Genomic DNA, 16,221 nt, shown 5'->3' on the forward strand with positions numbered 1-16,221 from the left:
CGTGATTGAATGATTCTCAATTACATATCCGATGGCGAAATAACAAACGGATAGTGCTTAGTGAGCAATAAGAAACAATTTTCACTCGCGACAATCCGCGAGTTTTTGGGATAACAGACTAAATGGCTATGTTCACACCTTCATTCTCAGGACTCAAAGGTCGGGCGCTCTTTTCACTGCTTTTTGCGGCACCGATGATTCATGCAACAGACTCTGTAACGACCAAAGATGGCGAAACAATCACTGTTACAGCAGATGCAAATACCGCAACTGAGGCAACCGATGGTTATCAACCTCTGAGCACTTCCACGGCGACATTAACCGATATGCCGATGCTGGATATCCCGCAGGTGGTCAATACGGTTAGCGATCAGGTTCTGGAAAATCAGAATGCGACGACGCTGGATGAAGCGCTTTATAACGTCAGTAACGTGGTACAGACCAATACATTAGGCGGAACTCAGGACGCCTTTGTACGTCGTGGGTTTGGTGCTAACCGGGATGGCTCCATCATGACCAACGGCCTGCGAACTGTACTTCCTCGCAGTTTCAACGCCGCCACAGAACGTGTGGAAGTGCTAAAAGGTCCGGCCTCCACGCTGTATGGCATTCTCGATCCTGGTGGACTGATTAACGTCGTGACCAAGCGCCCGGAAAAAACATTCCATGGTTCGGTTTCAGCCACCTCCTCCAGTTTTGGTGGCGGCACTGGGCAACTTGATATCACAGGTCCCATTGAAGGCACTCAGCTGGCGTATCGCCTTACCGGGGAAGTGCAGGATGAAGATTACTGGCGAAACTTCGGTAAAGAGCGCAGTACATTTATTGCCCCGTCACTCACCTGGTTTGGTGATAATGCAACAGTAACTATGCTCTATTCCCATCGGGACTATAAAACTCCGTTCGATCGTGGAACGATTTTCGACCTTACGACGAAACAGCCCGTAAACGTTGATCGAAAAATACGTTTTGACGAACCGTTTAATATTACAGATGGAAAGTCCGATCTGGCGCAACTCAACGCAGAATATCATCTCAATAGCCAGTGGACAGCGCGCTTTGATTACAGCTACAGCCAGGATAAATACAGCGATAATCAGGCGCGTGTTACCGCGTATGATGCAACGACAGGAACACTGACACGGCGTGTTGATGCAACTCAGGGATCTACCCAGCGTATGCATGCTACTCGTGCGGATCTGCAAGGGAATGTTGATATTGCCGGATTCTATAATGAGATTCTGGGTGGGGTGTCATATGAATATTATGATCTTCTGCGTACAGATATGATTCGCTGTAAAAAAGCTAAAGATTTCAATATCTACAACCCTGTTTATGGTAATACCAGCAAATGTACAACGGTTTCGGCGTCGGACAGTGATCAGACGATCAAACAGGAGAGCTACTCAGCGTATGCACAGGACGCACTCTATCTGACCGATAACTGGATTGCCGTCGCCGGGATCCGCTATCAGTATTACACGCAGTATGCGGGTAAAGGCCGTCCTTTTAATGTCAATACTGACAGCCGCGATGAACAATGGACTCCCAAACTGGGGTTAGTCTACAAACTGACGCCATCGGTATCCTTATTTGCCAATTATTCGCAAACATTTATGCCGCAGTCGTCAATTGCCAGCTACATTGGCGATCTTCCACCGGAATCATCTAATGCTTACGAAGTCGGGGCAAAATTCGAGCTATTCGATGGTATCACCGCAGATATTGCGCTGTTTGATATCCATAAACGTAATGTGTTGTATACCGAAAGTGTTGGTGATGAAACCATTGCCAAAACGGCAGGCCGTGTTCGTTCAAGAGGGGTAGAAGTCGACCTTGCGGGAGCATTAACTGAAAACATTAATATCATTGCCAGCTACGGCTATACCGATGCTAAGGTTCTGGAGGATCCTGATTATGCAGGGAAACCATTGCCGAATGTTCCTCGTCATACCGGTTCGCTATTCCTGACTTATGACATTCATAACATGCCTGGCAATAACACACTGACGTTTGGCGGTGGTGGACATGGCGTAAGCCGTCGTTCGGCAACCAATGGGGCTGACTATTATCTGCCAGGCTATTTCGTTGCCGATGCCTTCGCCGCATACAAAATGAAATTGCAGTATCCGGTCACACTGCAATTAAACGTCAAAAACCTGTTTGATAAAACGTATTACACCTCTTCCATCGCCACAAATAATCTGGGCAACCAGATTGGCGATCCTCGTGAAGTGCAATTCACGGTGAAAATGGAATTTTGATCAAAAAAGCCCGGTATACACTTGTATACCGGGCTATGTTTTATTCTTCTGGCGGGAGGATTATCAGACCTCAATCTCTGCCATGTCGCCTTTCTCTTGCAACCAGTTGCGGCGATCTTCCGAGCGTTTCTTCGCCAGCAGCATATCCATCATCGCGTCAGTACGCTGATCGTCTTCATCATCGATAGTCAACTGCACCAGACGGCGAGTGTTCGGATCAAGCGTGGTTTCGCGCAATTGCATCGGGTTCATTTCCCCGAGACCTTTAAAACGCTGGACGTTTGGCTTGCCTTTCTTGCGTTTTAATTGCTCAAGTACGCCCTCTTTCTCTTCTTCCGTCAGCGCGTAATAAACCTCTTTCCCGAGGTCAATACGGTAGAGCGGTGGCAGTGCAACGTAAACGTGACCGTGTTTCACCAATGCGCGGAAGTGTTTTACAAACAAAGCGCAGAGCAGCGTGGCAATGTGCAGACCATCGGAGTCAGCATCCGCCAGGATACAGATCTTGCCGTAACGAAGCTGGCTCAAATCGTCGCTGTCAGGATCGATACCGATAGCTACCGAAATATCGTGCACTTCCTGCGAAGCCAGCACTTCGTCGGAAGAGACTTCCCAGGTGTTAAGGATCTTACCTTTCAGTGGCATGATCGCCTGATATTCGCGATCGCGCGCCTGCTTGGCAGATCCGCCTGCGGAGTCACCTTCCACAAGGAACAGCTCGGTACGGTTAAGGTCCTGCGCGGTACAGTCAGCCAGTTTGCCAGGCAACGCCGGGCCGCTGGTCAGCTTTTTACGCACCACTTTTTTGGCCGCACGCATACGGCGCTGGGCGCTGGAAATCGCCATCTCCGCCAGCAGTTCAGCCGCCTGAACGTTCTGGTTCAGCCACAAGGTGAAGGCATCTTTCACCACGCCAGAAACAAATGCCGCGCACTGACGCGAAGAGAGACGCTCTTTGGTCTGCCCGGCAAACTGTGGATCCTGCATTTTTACTGACAGCACATAGGCGCAGCGATCCCAGATATCTTCCGCCGACAGCTTCACGCCGCGCGGCAGAATGTTGCGATATTCACAGAACTCGCGCATCGCATCCAGCAGGCCCTGACGCAAGCCATTAACGTGCGTACCACCCTGCATCGTTGGGATCAGGTTGACGTAGCTTTCGGTCAGCAGTTCACCGCCTTCCGGCAGCCACAGTAGCGCCCAGTCCACCGCTTCAGTATCGCCAGCGAAATTACCGATAAACGGTTTTTCTGGCAGCGTCGGTAAACCGTTTACCGCTTCCGCCAGGTAATCATTCAGACCGTCCTGATAGCACCAGCGCTGTTCGGTGTTGTTGATCTCATCTTTAAAGGTGATCTCAACACCAGGGCACAGTACCGCTTTGGCTTTCAGCACATGCGTCAGGCGTGAAACAGAAAAACGCGGGCTGTCAAAGAAGGTTTCATCCGGCCAGAAGTGCACGCTGGTACCGGTATTGCGTTTACCGCAAGTGCCGATAACCTGTAAATCTTGCACCTTTTCGCCATTTTCAAAGGCGATGTTATAGATCTGACCATCGCGGCGTACGTTAACTTCTACGCGCTTCGACAGGGCGTTAACCACCGAAATCCCCACGCCATGCAGGCCGCCAGAGAACTGGTAATTTTTGTTAGAGAATTTACCGCCCGCGTGCAGACGGCAAAGAATCAGTTCAACCGCCGGTACCCCCTCTTCCGGGTGAATATCTACCGGCATCCCGCGCCCATCGTCAATCACTTCTAACGACTGGTCGGCATGTAAGATTACATCCACGCGTTTTGCGTGGCCCGCCAGTGCTTCATCGACACTGTTATCAATAACTTCTTGCCCCAAATGGTTAGGGCGAGTGGTATCGGTATACATCCCCGGACGGCGGCGAACCGGCTCAAGCCCGGTGAGTACCTCAATGGCATCAGCGTTATAAGTTTGCGTCATGGTTTAAGTTAGCAATTCGAGTTGATCGTCAGAGATGGTGCAGACCAAGAAAATCGACGATCGGGTTGAAATAATCTTCGAAGCCCGTGAATGCGTGGTTGCCGCCTTCTATGACAGTCTGGCGGCAGGAAGCGTAGTACGCCACCGCCTGGCGGTAATCCAGCACTTCATCTCCCGTCTGTTGCAGCAGCCAGATCAAATCCGGCGCTTCCAGCGGGTCAATCTGCATGACTTTGAGATCGTAAATATGGCGTGACTCTAGCACATATTGCTGCCCGGTGTAGGGGTTCTCGTTCTGACCGAGATAGTCCGTCAGCAGTTCAAACGGGCGCACCGCCGGGTTTACCACCACTGCGGGCAGCATAAAACATTGCGACAACCAGGTGGCGTAATATCCCCCCAGTGACGAACCGACAATACCCAGCGAATCGCCGCCATGTTCCAGGACAATGGATTCCAGCAGTTCTGCCGCATCGGAAGGATACGGCGGCAACTGCGGAATGATCATCTCTACGTCAGGGTGATGTTCCGCCAACCAGTTTTTTAACAAGCTCGCTTTTGCAGAGCGCGGCGAGCTGTTGAAACCGTGTAAATAAAGAAGCGTAGACATCAGTAGCCTTCTGAAGCGGTATCAGGTTGGAAGCGTGCGTCCGCCAGGCGATGCACCTCGGTGGTCAGCGTGCCATCAGCATGTAACTCGAGAGTACGCCAGCCGGGCGCGATGGTGTCCAGCGTAAAGTTAGAACAGTGCGGCTTAAACTGCACACAGGTCGACGGCGTTGCCAGCAAGCGGCGACCGTTCCAGTCGAGATCCAGCTCCTGATGAATATGACCGCACAGCAAGTATTTGACGTGCGGAAACTTCGCCAGCACGGTATCCAGTTCGCCCGCGTTACGCAGGCTGTGTTGATCAAGCCAACTACAACCCGCAGGTAGCGGATGATGATGCAGCAGCAGCAACGTATGGCGTTCTGGCGCATCGGCCAGTTTACGTTCCAGCCACTCAAGCTGAAACTCGCTCAGCTCACCGTGCGGCACGCCAAACACCTGGCTATCCAGCAACAGGATTTGCCATTGCTCACCAATAAACACCCGCTTCGCCGGGGAGATACCCGCATCCTGTAACGCGCTGTACATCGCGGGCTGGAAATCGTGGTTGCCCGGCAGCCAGACGCAGGGCGCACGAAAACTTGCGATGCCTTCAGCGAAATGCTGATAGGCCGCAGAGGATTGATCCTGCGCTAAATCACCTGTCGCGACAATCAGGTCGAATTCGTGCTGGTGTGGCCGAATCGCCTCCAGCACCGCCTGGTAGCTTTCCCAGGTGTTTACCCCTAACAGGGCTTCGTGCTTTTGTGCAAACAGGTGAGTGTCGGTAATTTGTAAAATCCTGACTCTGGCCTCACCAGCCAGAGGAAGGGTTAACAGGCTTTCCAAATGGTGTCCTTAGGTTTCACGACGCTAATAAACCGGAATCGCCATCGCTCCATGTGCTAAACAGTATCGCAACCAGTCCGCTAAAAACTGATTAATTTGATGCTTTTCGTCGCGTTGATGCAACTTTTTATTAGGATAATCATACCGCGCTTTGAAGCGAAAAATCTGCTGGCTTGAACACACTTCAGCCACCATCGCGTCATGATACAGACGCACCGTCATTGACGGAAGGCTCCAGTAACTGATCGCGGGCGCAGTCTGTTCTATTGTCACCAGGGTAGTGTATCGGGTCGATTCCACAATCGTCAGCCGATATTGTGCGTTTGCCACCTGATAGCTTACAGTTTCGCCGGGTGCGTCATTGCGCGGTAACAAACGGCGCAATTGTGAAAAGTTCATCTCGCACAGGCGCATCATTTCAGGAAAGTCAGGTGTGTAACGCTTCATTTATGCCCACTCATTTTTTAACGCTTGATGATGCAGCTGCAGCCATTGCAAAGCGATGACCGACGCTGCGTTGTCGATTTTCCCCTCTTCTACCCACTGGTATGCCTGTTCCCGGCTTACCACATGAACGCGAATATCTTCGTTTTCATCAGCCAGACCGTGAATACCGCTTGCGGTCGTGGCGTCCACTTCGCCCACCATAATTGACGAACGCTCACTGGTGCCCCCCGGGCTTGCCAGGAAACTTAACACCGGTTTGGTCCGTTTGACTATCAGCCCCGCCTCTTCAATCGCTTCGCGACGGGCAACATCTTCCACACTTTCACCCTCTTCAATCATCCCGGCAACCATCTCCAGTAGCCAGGGGGTTTCGCTAGTGTCGTACGCGGCAATTCGAATCTGCTCAATCAGCACAACTTCATCACGTACTGGGTCAAAGGGTAGCAAGACTGCGGCGTGACCGCGCTCAAAAATTTCCCGCCGTACCTCATGACTCATTTGCCCGTTGAATAGACGATGACGAAATCTATAAAGATCTAATGAAAAAAAGCCGCGATAAAGTGTTTCTCGTGCAATAATTTCTACATCGTTTTTGCCAAATGTAACGGGCAGGTTGTCTGGCTTAAGCATTGTTAATGTCCTGGCACTAATAGTGAATTAAATGTGAATTTCAGCGACGTTTGACTGCCGTTTGAGCAGTCATGTGTTAAATTGAGGCACATTAACGCCCTATGGCACGTAACGCCAACCTTTTGCGGTAGCGGCTTCTGCTAGAATCCGCAATAATTTTACAGTTTGATCGCGCTAAATACTGCTTCACCACAAGGAATGCAAATGAAGAAATTGCTCCCCATTCTTATCGGCCTGAGCCTTTCTGGTTTCAGTTCGTTGAGCCAGGCCGAGAACCTGATGCAAGTTTATCAGCAAGCACGCCTTAGTAACCCGGAATTGCGTAAGTCTGCCGCCGATCGTGATGCTGCCTTTGAAAAAATTAATGAAGCGCGCAGTCCATTACTGCCACAGCTAGGTTTAGGTGCAGATTACACCTATAGCAACGGCTACCGCGACGCGAACGGCATCAACTCTAACGCGACCAGTGCGTCCCTGCAGTTAACTCAATCCATTTTTGATATGTCGAAATGGCGTGCGTTAACGCTGCAGGAAAAAGCAGCTGGGATTCAGGACGTCACGTATCAGACCGATCAACAAACTTTGATCCTCAACACCGCGACCGCTTATTTCAACGTGTTGAATGCTATTGACGTTCTTTCCTATACACAGGCGCAAAAAGAAGCGATCTACCGTCAATTAGATCAAACCACCCAACGTTTTAACGTGGGCCTGGTAGCGATCACTGACGTGCAGAACGCCCGCGCACAGTACGATACCGTGCTGGCGAACGAAGTGACCGCACGTAATAACCTTGATAACGCGGTAGAGCAGCTGCGCCAGATCACCGGTAACTACTATCCGGAACTGGCGGCGCTGAATGTCGAAAACTTTAAAACCGACAAACCACAGCCGGTTAACACGCTGCTGAAAGAAGCCGAAAAACGCAACCTGTCGTTGTTACAGGCGCGCTTGAGCCAGGACCTGGCGCGCGAGCAAATTCGCCAGGCGCAGGATGGTCACTTACCGACTCTGGATTTAACGGCTTCTACCGGGATTTCTGACACCTCTTATAGCGGTTCGAAAACCCGTGGTGCCGCTGGTACCCAGTATGACGATAGCAATATGGGCCAGAACAAAGTTGGCCTGAGCTTCTCGCTGCCGATTTATCAGGGCGGAATGGTTAACTCGCAGGTGAAACAGGCCCAGTACAACTTTGTTGGTGCCAGCGAGCAACTGGAAAGCGCGCATCGTAGCGTCGTACAAACCGTACGTTCCTCCTTCAACAACATTAATGCTTCTATCAGTAGCATTAACGCCTACAAACAAGCCGTAGTTTCCGCTCAAAGCTCATTAGACGCGATGGAAGCGGGTTACTCGGTCGGTACGCGTACCATTGTTGATGTGTTGGATGCGACCACCACGCTGTACAACGCCAAGCAAGAGCTGGCAAATGCGCGTTATAACTACCTGATTAACCAGTTGAATATTAAATCAGCTCTGGGTACGTTGAACGAGCAGGATCTTCTGGCACTGAACAATGCGCTGAGCAAACCGGTTTCCACTAATCCGGAAAACGTTGCCCCGCAAACGCCGGAACAGAATGCTATTGCTGATGGTTATGCGCCTGATAGCCCGGCACCCGTCGTTCAGCAAACATCCGCACGCACTACCACCAGTAACGGTCATAACCCTTTCCGTAACTGATGACGACGACGGGGCTTCGGCCCCGTCTGAACGTAAGGCAACGTAAAGATACGGGTTATCTGCCGCATTCTTCCCCCTTCTCGCTTCAATTTCGACCAGCCATCCTCTATTCTGATGGGTATTTACCACTGGTCCCGGAAGACAAAAATGAAACGGACAAAATCCATACGCCACGCATCGTTCCGCAAAAACTGGAGCGCACGCCATCTGACACCAGTCGCTCTCGCGGTTGCCACTGTTTTTATGCTGGCTGGCTGTGAAAAGAGTGATGAAACAGTGTCTCTCTATCAAAATGCTGACGACTGTTCAGCTGCAAACCCAGGCAAAAGCGCCGAATGTACCACCGCGTACAACAATGCGCTGAAAGAAGCCGAACGTACTGCGCCGAAATACGCCACCCGTGAAGACTGTGTTGCTGAATTTGGTGAAGGTCAGTGCCAGCAGGCACCAGCCCAGGCTGGTATGGCACCAGAAAACCAGGCGCAGGCCCAGCAATCCAGCGGAAGTTTCTGGATGCCGCTGATGGCCGGTTACATGATGGGGCGTCTGATGGGCGGCGGCGCGGGATTTGCACAGCAGCCGCTGTTCTCCTCGAAAAACCCGGCCAGCCCGGCTTACGGTAAATATACCGACGCGACGGGTAAAAACTATGGCGCAGCCCAGCCAGGCCGCACCATGACCGTACCGAAGACGGCAATGGCACCAAAACCGGCGACCACCACTACCGTTACCCGTGGCGGTTTTGGTGAATCTGTTGCCAAACAAAGCACTATGCAGCGTAGCGCAACCGGCACCTCTTCTCGTTCAATGGGTGGCTGATACCGATGGAAAGAGTCAGTATTACCGAGCGCCCGGACTGGCGCGAAAAAGCCCACGAATACGGTTTCAATTTTCACACCATGTACGGCGAGCCGTACTGGTGTGAAGATGCTTACTACAAGTTGACCCTCGCTCAGGTTGAAAAGCTGGAAGAAGTCACCGCCGAACTGCACCAGATGTGCCTGAAAGTGGTGGAAAAAGTGATCGCCAGCGATGAGCTGATGACCAAATTCCGCATACCAAAACACACCTGGAGTTTTGTGCGCCAGTCATGGCTGACGCACCAGCCATCGCTTTATTCGCGTCTTGATCTGGCGTGGGATGGCACTGGCGAACCTAAGCTTCTGGAAAATAACGCCGATACGCCAACGTCACTATACGAGGCGGCGTTCTTTCAGTGGATCTGGCTGGAAGATCAGCTTAACGCCGGTAACTTGCCGGAGGGCAGCGACCAGTTTAACAGTTTGCAAGAAAAGCTGATCGATCGCTTCGTTGAGCTGCGTGAACAGTATGGCTTCCAGTTGCTGCATCTCACCTGCTGTCGCGACACGGTGGAAGATCGCGGAACCATTCAGTATTTGCAGGACTGCGCGACGGAAGCTGAAATCGCTACCGAGTTCCTCTACATCGACGATATCGGGTTAGGTGAAAAAGGTCAGTTCACGGATTTACAGGATCAGGTGATTTCCAACCTGTTCAAGCTGTATCCGTGGGAATTTATGTTGCGTGAGATGTTCTCCACCAAGCTGGAGGATGCAGGCGTACGCTGGCTGGAACCGGCGTGGAAGAGCATTATCTCCAACAAAGCGCTTCTACCGCTACTGTGGGAGATGTTCCCGAATCACCCGAACCTGCTGCCCGCTTATTTTGCGGAAGATGATCATCCGCAAATGGAAAAATATGTGGTTAAACCGATCTTCTCCCGTGAAGGCGCAAACGTGTCGATCATTGAGAACGGCAAAACCATTGAAGCAGCGGAAGGTCCGTATGGCGAAGAAGGGATGATTGTTCAGCAATTCCACCCGTTACCGAAATTCGGCGACAGCTATATGCTGATTGGTAGCTGGCTGGTGAACGATCAACCTGCCGGAATTGGCATTCGTGAAGACCGTGCATTGATCACCCAGGATATGTCTCGGTTTTATCCGCATATTTTTGTTGAGTAATACAGCTTAATATTGCCCCGATAAGCGGGGCAATCTCTTATAATCCACCATTCATAATTCCCATCAATATATAAACACATACATATCCAACCTTTATTTAACATTAATACTCAATTTAATGTTAAATCGTCATATGCAAGCGATATTGTAATTAAAGTAAGTGAATACATCACAACATAACTATTTGATATTATTTAAATACTTTACTTTTATCTCACCAGATTTAAATTTAATAATTAAAAAACAATGTTGCAGGGATCACACTACACAGTATTGAACATTGTGATTGATATATTGCCCCCCTACTATCCATTAAACATAAATATTTGTTTCACCGAATAACAACATATTTAAAAGAAACACAAAAGCATTCTCACTCTTTATTGAATTAATATTCATATTCACGTAACGAATTTATTAGCACCCTCTCAACAGTCGATATTCATCATTATTATATATTTGCGTTATATAAGGAGATATATCCATGTTTGATAAATATAGAAAAACACTCGTAGCCGGAACTGTGGCGATAACCCTGGGTTTGTCAGCATCGGGGGTGATGGCTGCGGGTTTTAAACCAGCGCCGCCTGCCGGGCAACTGGGTGCGGTCATTGTCGATCCCTACGGCAATGCACCACTGACCGCTTTGGTTGACTTAGATAGCCATGTTATTTCTGACGTCAGAGTTACCGTCCATGGGAAGGGCGAAAAAGGCGTAGAAATCAGCTATCCCGTGGGTCAGGAATCACTAAAAACTTACGATGGTGTACCGATTTTTGGTCTTTATCAGAAATTTGCTAACAAAGTGACCGTTGAGTGGAAAGAAAACGGCAAGGTCATGAAAGATGATTATGTGGTGCACACTTCGGCCATCGTCAATAATTACATGGATAACCGCTCTATCTCCGATTTACAACAGACCAAAGTTATTAAAGTCGCACCGGGTTTTGAAGATCGCCTCTATCTGGTTAATACCCACACCTTTACCGCCCAAGGTTCCGATCTCCACTGGCATGGTGAGAAAGATAAAAATGCCGGTATCCTTGATGCGGGTCCGGCAACTGGCGCACTCCCTTTTGATATCGCGCCATTCACCTTTATCGTCGATACGGAAGGCGAATACCGCTGGTGGTTGGATCAAAACACCTTCTACGATGGTCGTGACCGCAACATTAACAAACGTGGTTATCTGATGGGTATCCGCGAAACGCCACGCGGCACCTTTACCGCTGTACAAGGTCAGCACTGGTACGAGTTCGACATGATGGGGCAGGTGCTCGAAGATCACAAACTACCGCGCGGATTTGCTGACGCTACTCATGAATCCATTGAGACGCCAAATGGCACGGTACTGTTGCGCGTAGGTAAGAGTAACTATCGTCGCGATGACGGCGTACACGTCACCACCATTCGTGACCATATCCTCGAAGTCGATAAATCTGGTCGCGTTGTAGATGTATGGGATCTGACGAAGATCCTCGATCCGAAACGCGATGCACTGCTCGGCGCGCTGGATGCAGGTGCAGTTTGCGTTAACGTTGACCTTGCCCATGCAGGACAACAGGCAAAACTGGAACCAGATACACCGTTCGGCGACGCTCTGGGTGTAGGGCCAGGCCGTAACTGGGCGCACGTTAATTCCATCGCTTATGACGCAAAAGATGACTCAATTATTCTCTCTTCTCGTCACCAGGGTGTTGTGAAGATTGGTCGTGATAAGCAAGTGAAATGGATCCTTGCACCCTCTAAAGGTTGGGAAAAACCGCTGGCCAGCAAGCTGCTGAAACCGGTTGATGCTAACGGTAAGCCAATTACCTGTAACGAAAATGGCCTGTGCGAAAACTCAGACTTCGACTTTACCTACACCCAGCATACCGCCTGGATTTCCAGCAAAGGAACGCTCACCATTTTTGATAATGGCGATGGTCGTCATCTGGAACAACCTGCCTTACCAACCATGAAATATTCCCGCTTTGTGGAATATAAGATTGATGAGAAGAAAGGCACCGTTCAGCAAGTGTGGGAATACGGTAAAGAACGTGGCTACGATTTCTATAGCCCAATCACCTCCATCATTGAATATCAAGCCGACCGTAACACCATGTTTGGCTTCGGTGGTTCTATTCATTTGTTCGATGTCGGGCAGCCAACCGTCGGTAAGTTGAACGAAATCGATTACAAAACCAAAGAAGTGAAAGTGGAAATCGACGTGCTGTCAGATAAACCCAATCAGACTCACTATCGTGCATTGTTAGTCCGTCCACAACAGATGTTCAAATAATTAAGAAGGGAATAAAAATGTCGAAATTAGGGATCTCATCACTATTTAAAAGCATACTGCTTACCGCAGCTTTGGCTGTTTCATTTACCGCTTCTGCATTTACCGAAGGCACGGATTACATGGTTCTGGAAAAACCTATTCCGAATGCAGACAAAACGCTGATTAAGGTATTCAGCTACGCCTGCCCGTTCTGTTACAAGTACGACAAAGCGGTTACCGGTCCGGTATCGGAAAAAGTGAAAGATATCGTTGCTTTCACGCCGTTCCATCTGGAAACCAAAGGTGAATACGGCAAACAAGCAAGCGAAGTCTTTGCGGTCTTGATCAATAAAGATAAAGCAGCAGGCATTTCCTTATTTGATGCTAACTCTCAGTTTAAGAAAGCCAAGTTTGCCTACTACGTGGCTTATCACGACAAAAAAGAACGCTGGTCTGACGGTAAAGATCCGGCTGCTTTTATCAAAACCGGTCTGGATGCCGCAGGTATGAGTCAGGCGGATTTTGAAGCGGCACTGAAAGAACCAGCGGTTCAAGAAACACTGGAAAAATGGAAAGCCTCTTATGATGTCGCCAAAATCCAGGGGGTTCCAGCCTATGTCGTTAATGGTAAGTACTTGATCTACACCAAGAGCATCAAATCCATCGACGCGATGGCAGACCTTATCCGTGAGTTAGCAAGCAAATAACAGGGAAACAGGCTATGGGTATTAAGGGAATGTGGAAAGATCTTCGCACATCACCAGTTGACACACTGGTCAGATGGCAGGAGCAACGCTTGTTGTGGTTGTTAATGGCCGTTGCGATGGGCGCGTTAATTATCCTGGCGCACTCTTTCTTCCAGATCTATCTCTACATGGCACCCTGTGAGCAATGTGTATACATTCGCTACGCCATGTTTGTGATGGTTATTGGAGGATTGGTTGCAGCGATCAACCCAAAGAACATCATCCTAAAGCTAATTGGCTGCGTGATGGCATTTTACGGCAGCATTTTGGGACTGAAGTTTTCGCTCAAACTGAACGATATCCACCATGCAGTACATAATCCGGATCCCGATTCACTGTTTGGCGTACAGGGTTGCTCTACCGATCCAACTTTTCCCTTTAACCTGCCGCTGGCACAGTGGGCACCAAATTGGTTCAAGCCTACCGGGGATTGTGGCTATGACGCACCAATCGTTCCTGATGGCGTCACACTGAGCAGCACGCAACAGTGGTTTGTGGAAATGTATCAGCAATCTGAAGGCTGGTATCTGCTACCACCATGGCATTTTATGAATATGGCTCAGGCTTGTATGCTGGCTTTTGGTATGTGTCTGGTGCTGCTGGTCATTATGAGTGGCGCATGGGCACTTAAAATCATCAGAGGCTAACTCAGCAACACCCGAAGCCAGTCATTCTGGCTTCGGGTTCTTTTATTAACCTATCTGCACCGACAGCATACTTAAACTGCCCATTTCTATACCATCGACCGGAATGGTAATTGGCTCCTGCCCATCCCACGCACCTAAGACATACAACAACGGCAGATAGTGCTCTGGCGTTGGGTTCGATAACGCGCCACCTTCATGGTCGAGATAATTCACCAGAGGATGTTGTTCCACCGGCCCTTGCCACGTCAGATTCGCTTTCACATACTCATTAAACGACGTCGCCCACGGATACGGTGAACTATCACCGTGCCACTTCACTGTACGCAGGTTATGCACCACGTTGCCACTGGCGACCAACATTATCCCTTCATCACGCAGCGCCGCGAGTTTGCGCCCCATTTCGAAATGCCAGGCGGCAGGTTTGCTACTGTCGATACTCAACTGCACCATCGGGATATCGGCGTCAGGATACATCTTAATCAGTACGCCCCACGAGCCGTGGTCGAAGCCCCAGGCTTCTTTATCCAGCGTCACAGGGACCGGCGCTAACAGCTCAACCAGATGCTGTGCCAGCGCAGGTGAACCCGGAGCAGGATAATGCGTATCGTACAGCGCCTGCGGGAAGCCACCAAAGTCATGAATCGTGGGCGGCGTCTCCATCGCGGTCACTCCTGTTCCACGGGTAAACCAGTGAGCCGAAACCACCACTATTGCTTGCGGGCGTGGCAATGTCATCCCCAACGTCTGCCAGCTGCGGGTATACAAATTATCTTCCAGCACGTTCATCGGACTACCGTGACCTAAAAACAATGCTGGCATACGTGTTGAAGACATGATGATATCCTTAACTAAAGGTGTCATTTTGATATCCTCACAATACGCTTGTTCGGCGGAGTAAGAACCCGGATAACAATGATGATGATCATCAGTTATTTTGACGATCTGCCTGAAGGTGAAGATTTATAAGGAGTTGTCGATGTCAGTACCTCTCATTCTGACCATACTGGCGGGGGCAGCCACGTTTATTGGCGCGTTTCTCGGCGTTCTCGGGCAAAAACCCTCGAACCGCTTACTGGCGTTTTCGCTAGGATTTGCGGCGGGGATCATGTTGCTCATCTCATTAATGGAAATGCTTCCTGCCGCATTAGCCGCCGAAGGAATGTCACCTGTGTTGGGTTATGGAATGTTTATCTTCGGTCTGCTTGGCTATTTTGGCCTGGACCGCATGTTGCCACATGCGCATCCGCAGGATTTAATGCAAAAATCGGTGCAGCCGTTGCCAAAATCGATCAAGCGCACAGCCATTCTGCTCACTCTCGGCATCAGTCTGCATAACTTCCCGGAAGGGATTGCCACCTTTGTCACGGCGAGCAGCAACCTGGAGCTGGGCTTTGGCATCGCACTGGCCGTTGCGTTACACAATATTCCTGAAGGTCTGGCGGTTGCAGGCCCGGTTTACGCGGCAACGGGGTCTAAACGCACCGCGATTCTTTGGGCGGGGATTTCTGGACTGGCAGAAATTCTTGGTGGTGTGCTGGCGTGGTTAATCCTCGGTAGCATGATTTCCCCGGTGGTCATGGCGGCAATCATGGCGGCGGTTGCAGGAATTATGGTAGCGCTCTCGGTTGATGAATTAATGCCGCTCGCCAAAGAGATTGACCCTAATAATAACCCCAGCTATGGCGTACTATGTGGAATGTCAGTGATGGGATTCAGTTTAGTGCTGCTACAAACGGCGGGAATTGGTTAAAAGCAACATCAGAAGTTGTCCAGCGCATGGACAACTTCTGCCAGCTTCACTAAAGCCTTATTCTACCTTTTCGGCTGTCTCTTCTCTCGTACTGTTTAAGTATTTGTTCCGCGCTTCAAGCAGTGCGTCTCTGTCCTGGCGAAACGCCCGACAATAACGTTTCAAATGCAGGAAATAACCCACAACAACAAGAGCAATCAATACAATCCAGTACCAGGCGATAAACATCCTTTTACCCTTAATATTTAACAATACTAAACATTTAGCGCATAAATTTCACATATCCTTTTTCGGATATATTCATATGGTCGCATAATAACGGAACAATTATATGATTTTGATCATAATGAAAAAGAATGCCTGATATTAATGAAATTTTCTCATAGAAAGAGAAGCGGAATTAACATCTTGCA

Annotated in this window: 15 protein-coding genes; 8 read left to right on the forward strand and 7 right to left on the reverse strand. The window is 49.7% G+C overall.

The genetic code is table 11. The features are described 5' to 3' along the window. Nucleotides 1-122 precede the first annotated feature (122 nt). Nucleotides 123-2,264 (forward strand): TonB-dependent siderophore receptor, encoded by a 2,142-nt coding sequence (locus ACJHWR_RS02925; RefSeq protein WP_001240661.1) that lies wholly within the window; start codon nt 123-125, stop codon nt 2,262-2,264. A 63-nt stretch (nt 2,265-2,327) separates the two neighbouring features. On the opposite strand, the gene parE is transcribed toward ACJHWR_RS02925, so the two are convergent. Genes parE through nudF form a run of 5 tightly spaced genes read right to left on the reverse strand, consistent with a single transcriptional unit; the run spans nt 2,328 to nt 6,734 of the window. After that, nucleotides 2,328-4,220: a DNA topoisomerase IV subunit B gene (gene parE / locus ACJHWR_RS02930; RefSeq protein WP_000195268.1), complete on the reverse strand. Its 1,893-nt coding sequence runs from the start codon at nt 4,218-4,220 to the stop codon at nt 2,328-2,330. A 28-nt stretch (nt 4,221-4,248) separates the two neighbouring features. After that, nucleotides 4,249-4,830, reverse strand: coding sequence for an esterase YqiA (yqiA, locus tag ACJHWR_RS02935; RefSeq protein ID WP_000105733.1), 582 nt, complete (start codon nt 4,828-4,830; stop codon nt 4,249-4,251). Continuing rightward, complete coding sequence (gene cpdA / locus ACJHWR_RS02940; protein ID WP_000444744.1) at nt 4,830-5,657, reverse strand: 3',5'-cyclic-AMP phosphodiesterase; 828 nt, start codon at nt 5,655-5,657, stop codon at nt 4,830-4,832. Before cpdA ends, yqiA begins: the two co-directional genes overlap by 1 nt. A gap of 24 nt (nt 5,658-5,681) precedes the next feature. Then, nucleotides 5,682-6,104 carry a DUF1249 family protein gene (locus ACJHWR_RS02945; protein WP_000833393.1) on the reverse strand — a complete coding sequence of 141 codons (423 nt, stop codon included), beginning with the start codon at nt 6,102-6,104 and terminating at the stop codon, nt 5,682-5,684. Then, entirely contained in the window at nt 6,105-6,734 is a 630-nt protein-coding gene (gene nudF, locus ACJHWR_RS02950; RefSeq protein WP_000917117.1) for an ADP-ribose diphosphatase, read from the reverse strand. 204 nt (nt 6,735-6,938) lie between these two features. On the opposite strand from nudF, the gene tolC reads away from it, so the two are divergent. The 6 genes from tolC to dsbI all read left to right on the forward strand — a co-directional run bounded on the left by tolC (nt 6,939) and on the right by dsbI (nt 14,058). After that, nucleotides 6,939-8,420 carry an outer membrane channel protein TolC gene (gene tolC, locus ACJHWR_RS02955; RefSeq protein WP_000735289.1) on the forward strand — a complete coding sequence of 494 codons (1,482 nt, stop codon included), beginning with the start codon at nt 6,939-6,941 and terminating at the stop codon, nt 8,418-8,420. Nucleotides 8,421-8,567: 147 nt separating this feature from the next. Continuing rightward, on the forward strand, nt 8,568-9,239 hold the full coding sequence (locus tag ACJHWR_RS02960) for a DUF1190 family protein (RefSeq protein WP_000831543.1): 672 nt from the start codon (nt 8,568-8,570) through the stop codon (nt 9,237-9,239). 5 nt (nt 9,240-9,244) lie between these two features. After that, nucleotides 9,245-10,405, forward strand: coding sequence for a glutathionylspermidine synthase family protein (locus ACJHWR_RS02965; RefSeq protein ID WP_000442860.1), 1,161 nt, complete (start codon nt 9,245-9,247; stop codon nt 10,403-10,405). A gap of 484 nt (nt 10,406-10,889) precedes the next feature. Next, nucleotides 10,890-12,686 carry an aryl-sulfate sulfotransferase gene (locus ACJHWR_RS02970; RefSeq protein WP_000459870.1) on the forward strand — a complete coding sequence of 599 codons (1,797 nt, stop codon included), beginning with the start codon at nt 10,890-10,892 and terminating at the stop codon, nt 12,684-12,686. A gap of 17 nt (nt 12,687-12,703) precedes the next feature. After that, nucleotides 12,704-13,372, forward strand: coding sequence for a thiol:disulfide interchange protein DsbA/DsbL (locus ACJHWR_RS02975; protein WP_000040017.1), 669 nt, complete (start codon nt 12,704-12,706; stop codon nt 13,370-13,372). 14 nt (nt 13,373-13,386) lie between these two features. Continuing rightward, on the forward strand, nt 13,387-14,058 hold the full coding sequence (gene dsbI, locus ACJHWR_RS02980; RefSeq protein ID WP_000511506.1) for a protein-disulfide oxidoreductase DsbI: 672 nt from the start codon (nt 13,387-13,389) through the stop codon (nt 14,056-14,058). A 45-nt stretch (nt 14,059-14,103) separates the two neighbouring features. Here the strand turns inward: dsbI and ygiD are convergent, their stop codons facing one another. Next, nucleotides 14,104-14,892 carry a 4,5-DOPA dioxygenase extradiol gene (gene ygiD, locus ACJHWR_RS02985; protein WP_001374603.1) on the reverse strand — a complete coding sequence of 263 codons (789 nt, stop codon included), beginning with the start codon at nt 14,890-14,892 and terminating at the stop codon, nt 14,104-14,106. Nucleotides 14,893-15,034: 142 nt separating this feature from the next. On the opposite strand from ygiD, the gene zupT reads away from it, so the two are divergent. After that, nucleotides 15,035-15,808, forward strand: a complete 774-nt coding sequence (gene zupT / locus ACJHWR_RS02990) for a zinc transporter ZupT (RefSeq protein ID WP_001295627.1) — start codon at nt 15,035-15,037, stop codon at nt 15,806-15,808. 57 nt (nt 15,809-15,865) lie between these two features. On the opposite strand, the gene yqiD is transcribed toward zupT, so the two are convergent. Continuing rightward, nucleotides 15,866-16,036 (reverse strand): protein YqiD, encoded by a 171-nt coding sequence (yqiD, locus tag ACJHWR_RS02995; RefSeq protein WP_000469266.1) that lies wholly within the window; start codon nt 16,034-16,036, stop codon nt 15,866-15,868. Nucleotides 16,037-16,221: the final 185 nt, after the last annotated feature.

Origin of the sequence: Escherichia sp. WS568, from assembly GCF_046486085.1 — a bacterium.
In the GTDB taxonomy this organism is placed as follows: Bacteria; Pseudomonadota; Gammaproteobacteria; order Enterobacterales; family Enterobacteriaceae; genus Escherichia; species Escherichia coli.

Coding starts and splice junctions, on each gene's coding strand:
- ACJHWR_RS02925 (WP_001240661.1), top strand. CDS start 123: ATGGCTATGTTCACACCTTCATTCTCAGGACTCAAAGGTCGGGCGCTC.
- parE (WP_000195268.1), bottom strand. CDS start 4,220: ATGACGCAAACTTATAACGCTGATGCCATTGAGGTACTCACCGGGCTT.
- yqiA (WP_000105733.1), bottom strand. CDS start 4,830: ATGTCTACGCTTCTTTATTTACACGGTTTCAACAGCTCGCCGCGCTCT.
- ACJHWR_RS02945 (WP_000833393.1), bottom strand. CDS start 6,104: ATGAAGCGTTACACACCTGACTTTCCTGAAATGATGCGCCTGTGCGAG.
- nudF (WP_000917117.1), bottom strand. CDS start 6,734: ATGCTTAAGCCAGACAACCTGCCCGTTACATTTGGCAAAAACGATGTA.
- tolC (WP_000735289.1), top strand. CDS start 6,939: ATGAAGAAATTGCTCCCCATTCTTATCGGCCTGAGCCTTTCTGGTTTC.
- ACJHWR_RS02960 (WP_000831543.1), top strand. CDS start 8,568: ATGAAACGGACAAAATCCATACGCCACGCATCGTTCCGCAAAAACTGG.
- ACJHWR_RS02965 (WP_000442860.1), top strand. CDS start 9,245: ATGGAAAGAGTCAGTATTACCGAGCGCCCGGACTGGCGCGAAAAAGCC.
- ACJHWR_RS02970 (WP_000459870.1), top strand. CDS start 10,890: ATGTTTGATAAATATAGAAAAACACTCGTAGCCGGAACTGTGGCGATA.
- ACJHWR_RS02975 (WP_000040017.1), top strand. CDS start 12,704: ATGTCGAAATTAGGGATCTCATCACTATTTAAAAGCATACTGCTTACC.
- dsbI (WP_000511506.1), top strand. CDS start 13,387: ATGGGTATTAAGGGAATGTGGAAAGATCTTCGCACATCACCAGTTGAC.
- ygiD (WP_001374603.1), bottom strand. CDS start 14,892: ATGTCTTCAACACGTATGCCAGCATTGTTTTTAGGTCACGGTAGTCCG.
- zupT (WP_001295627.1), top strand. CDS start 15,035: ATGTCAGTACCTCTCATTCTGACCATACTGGCGGGGGCAGCCACGTTT.
- yqiD (WP_000469266.1), bottom strand. CDS start 16,036: ATGTTTATCGCCTGGTACTGGATTGTATTGATTGCTCTTGTTGTTGTG.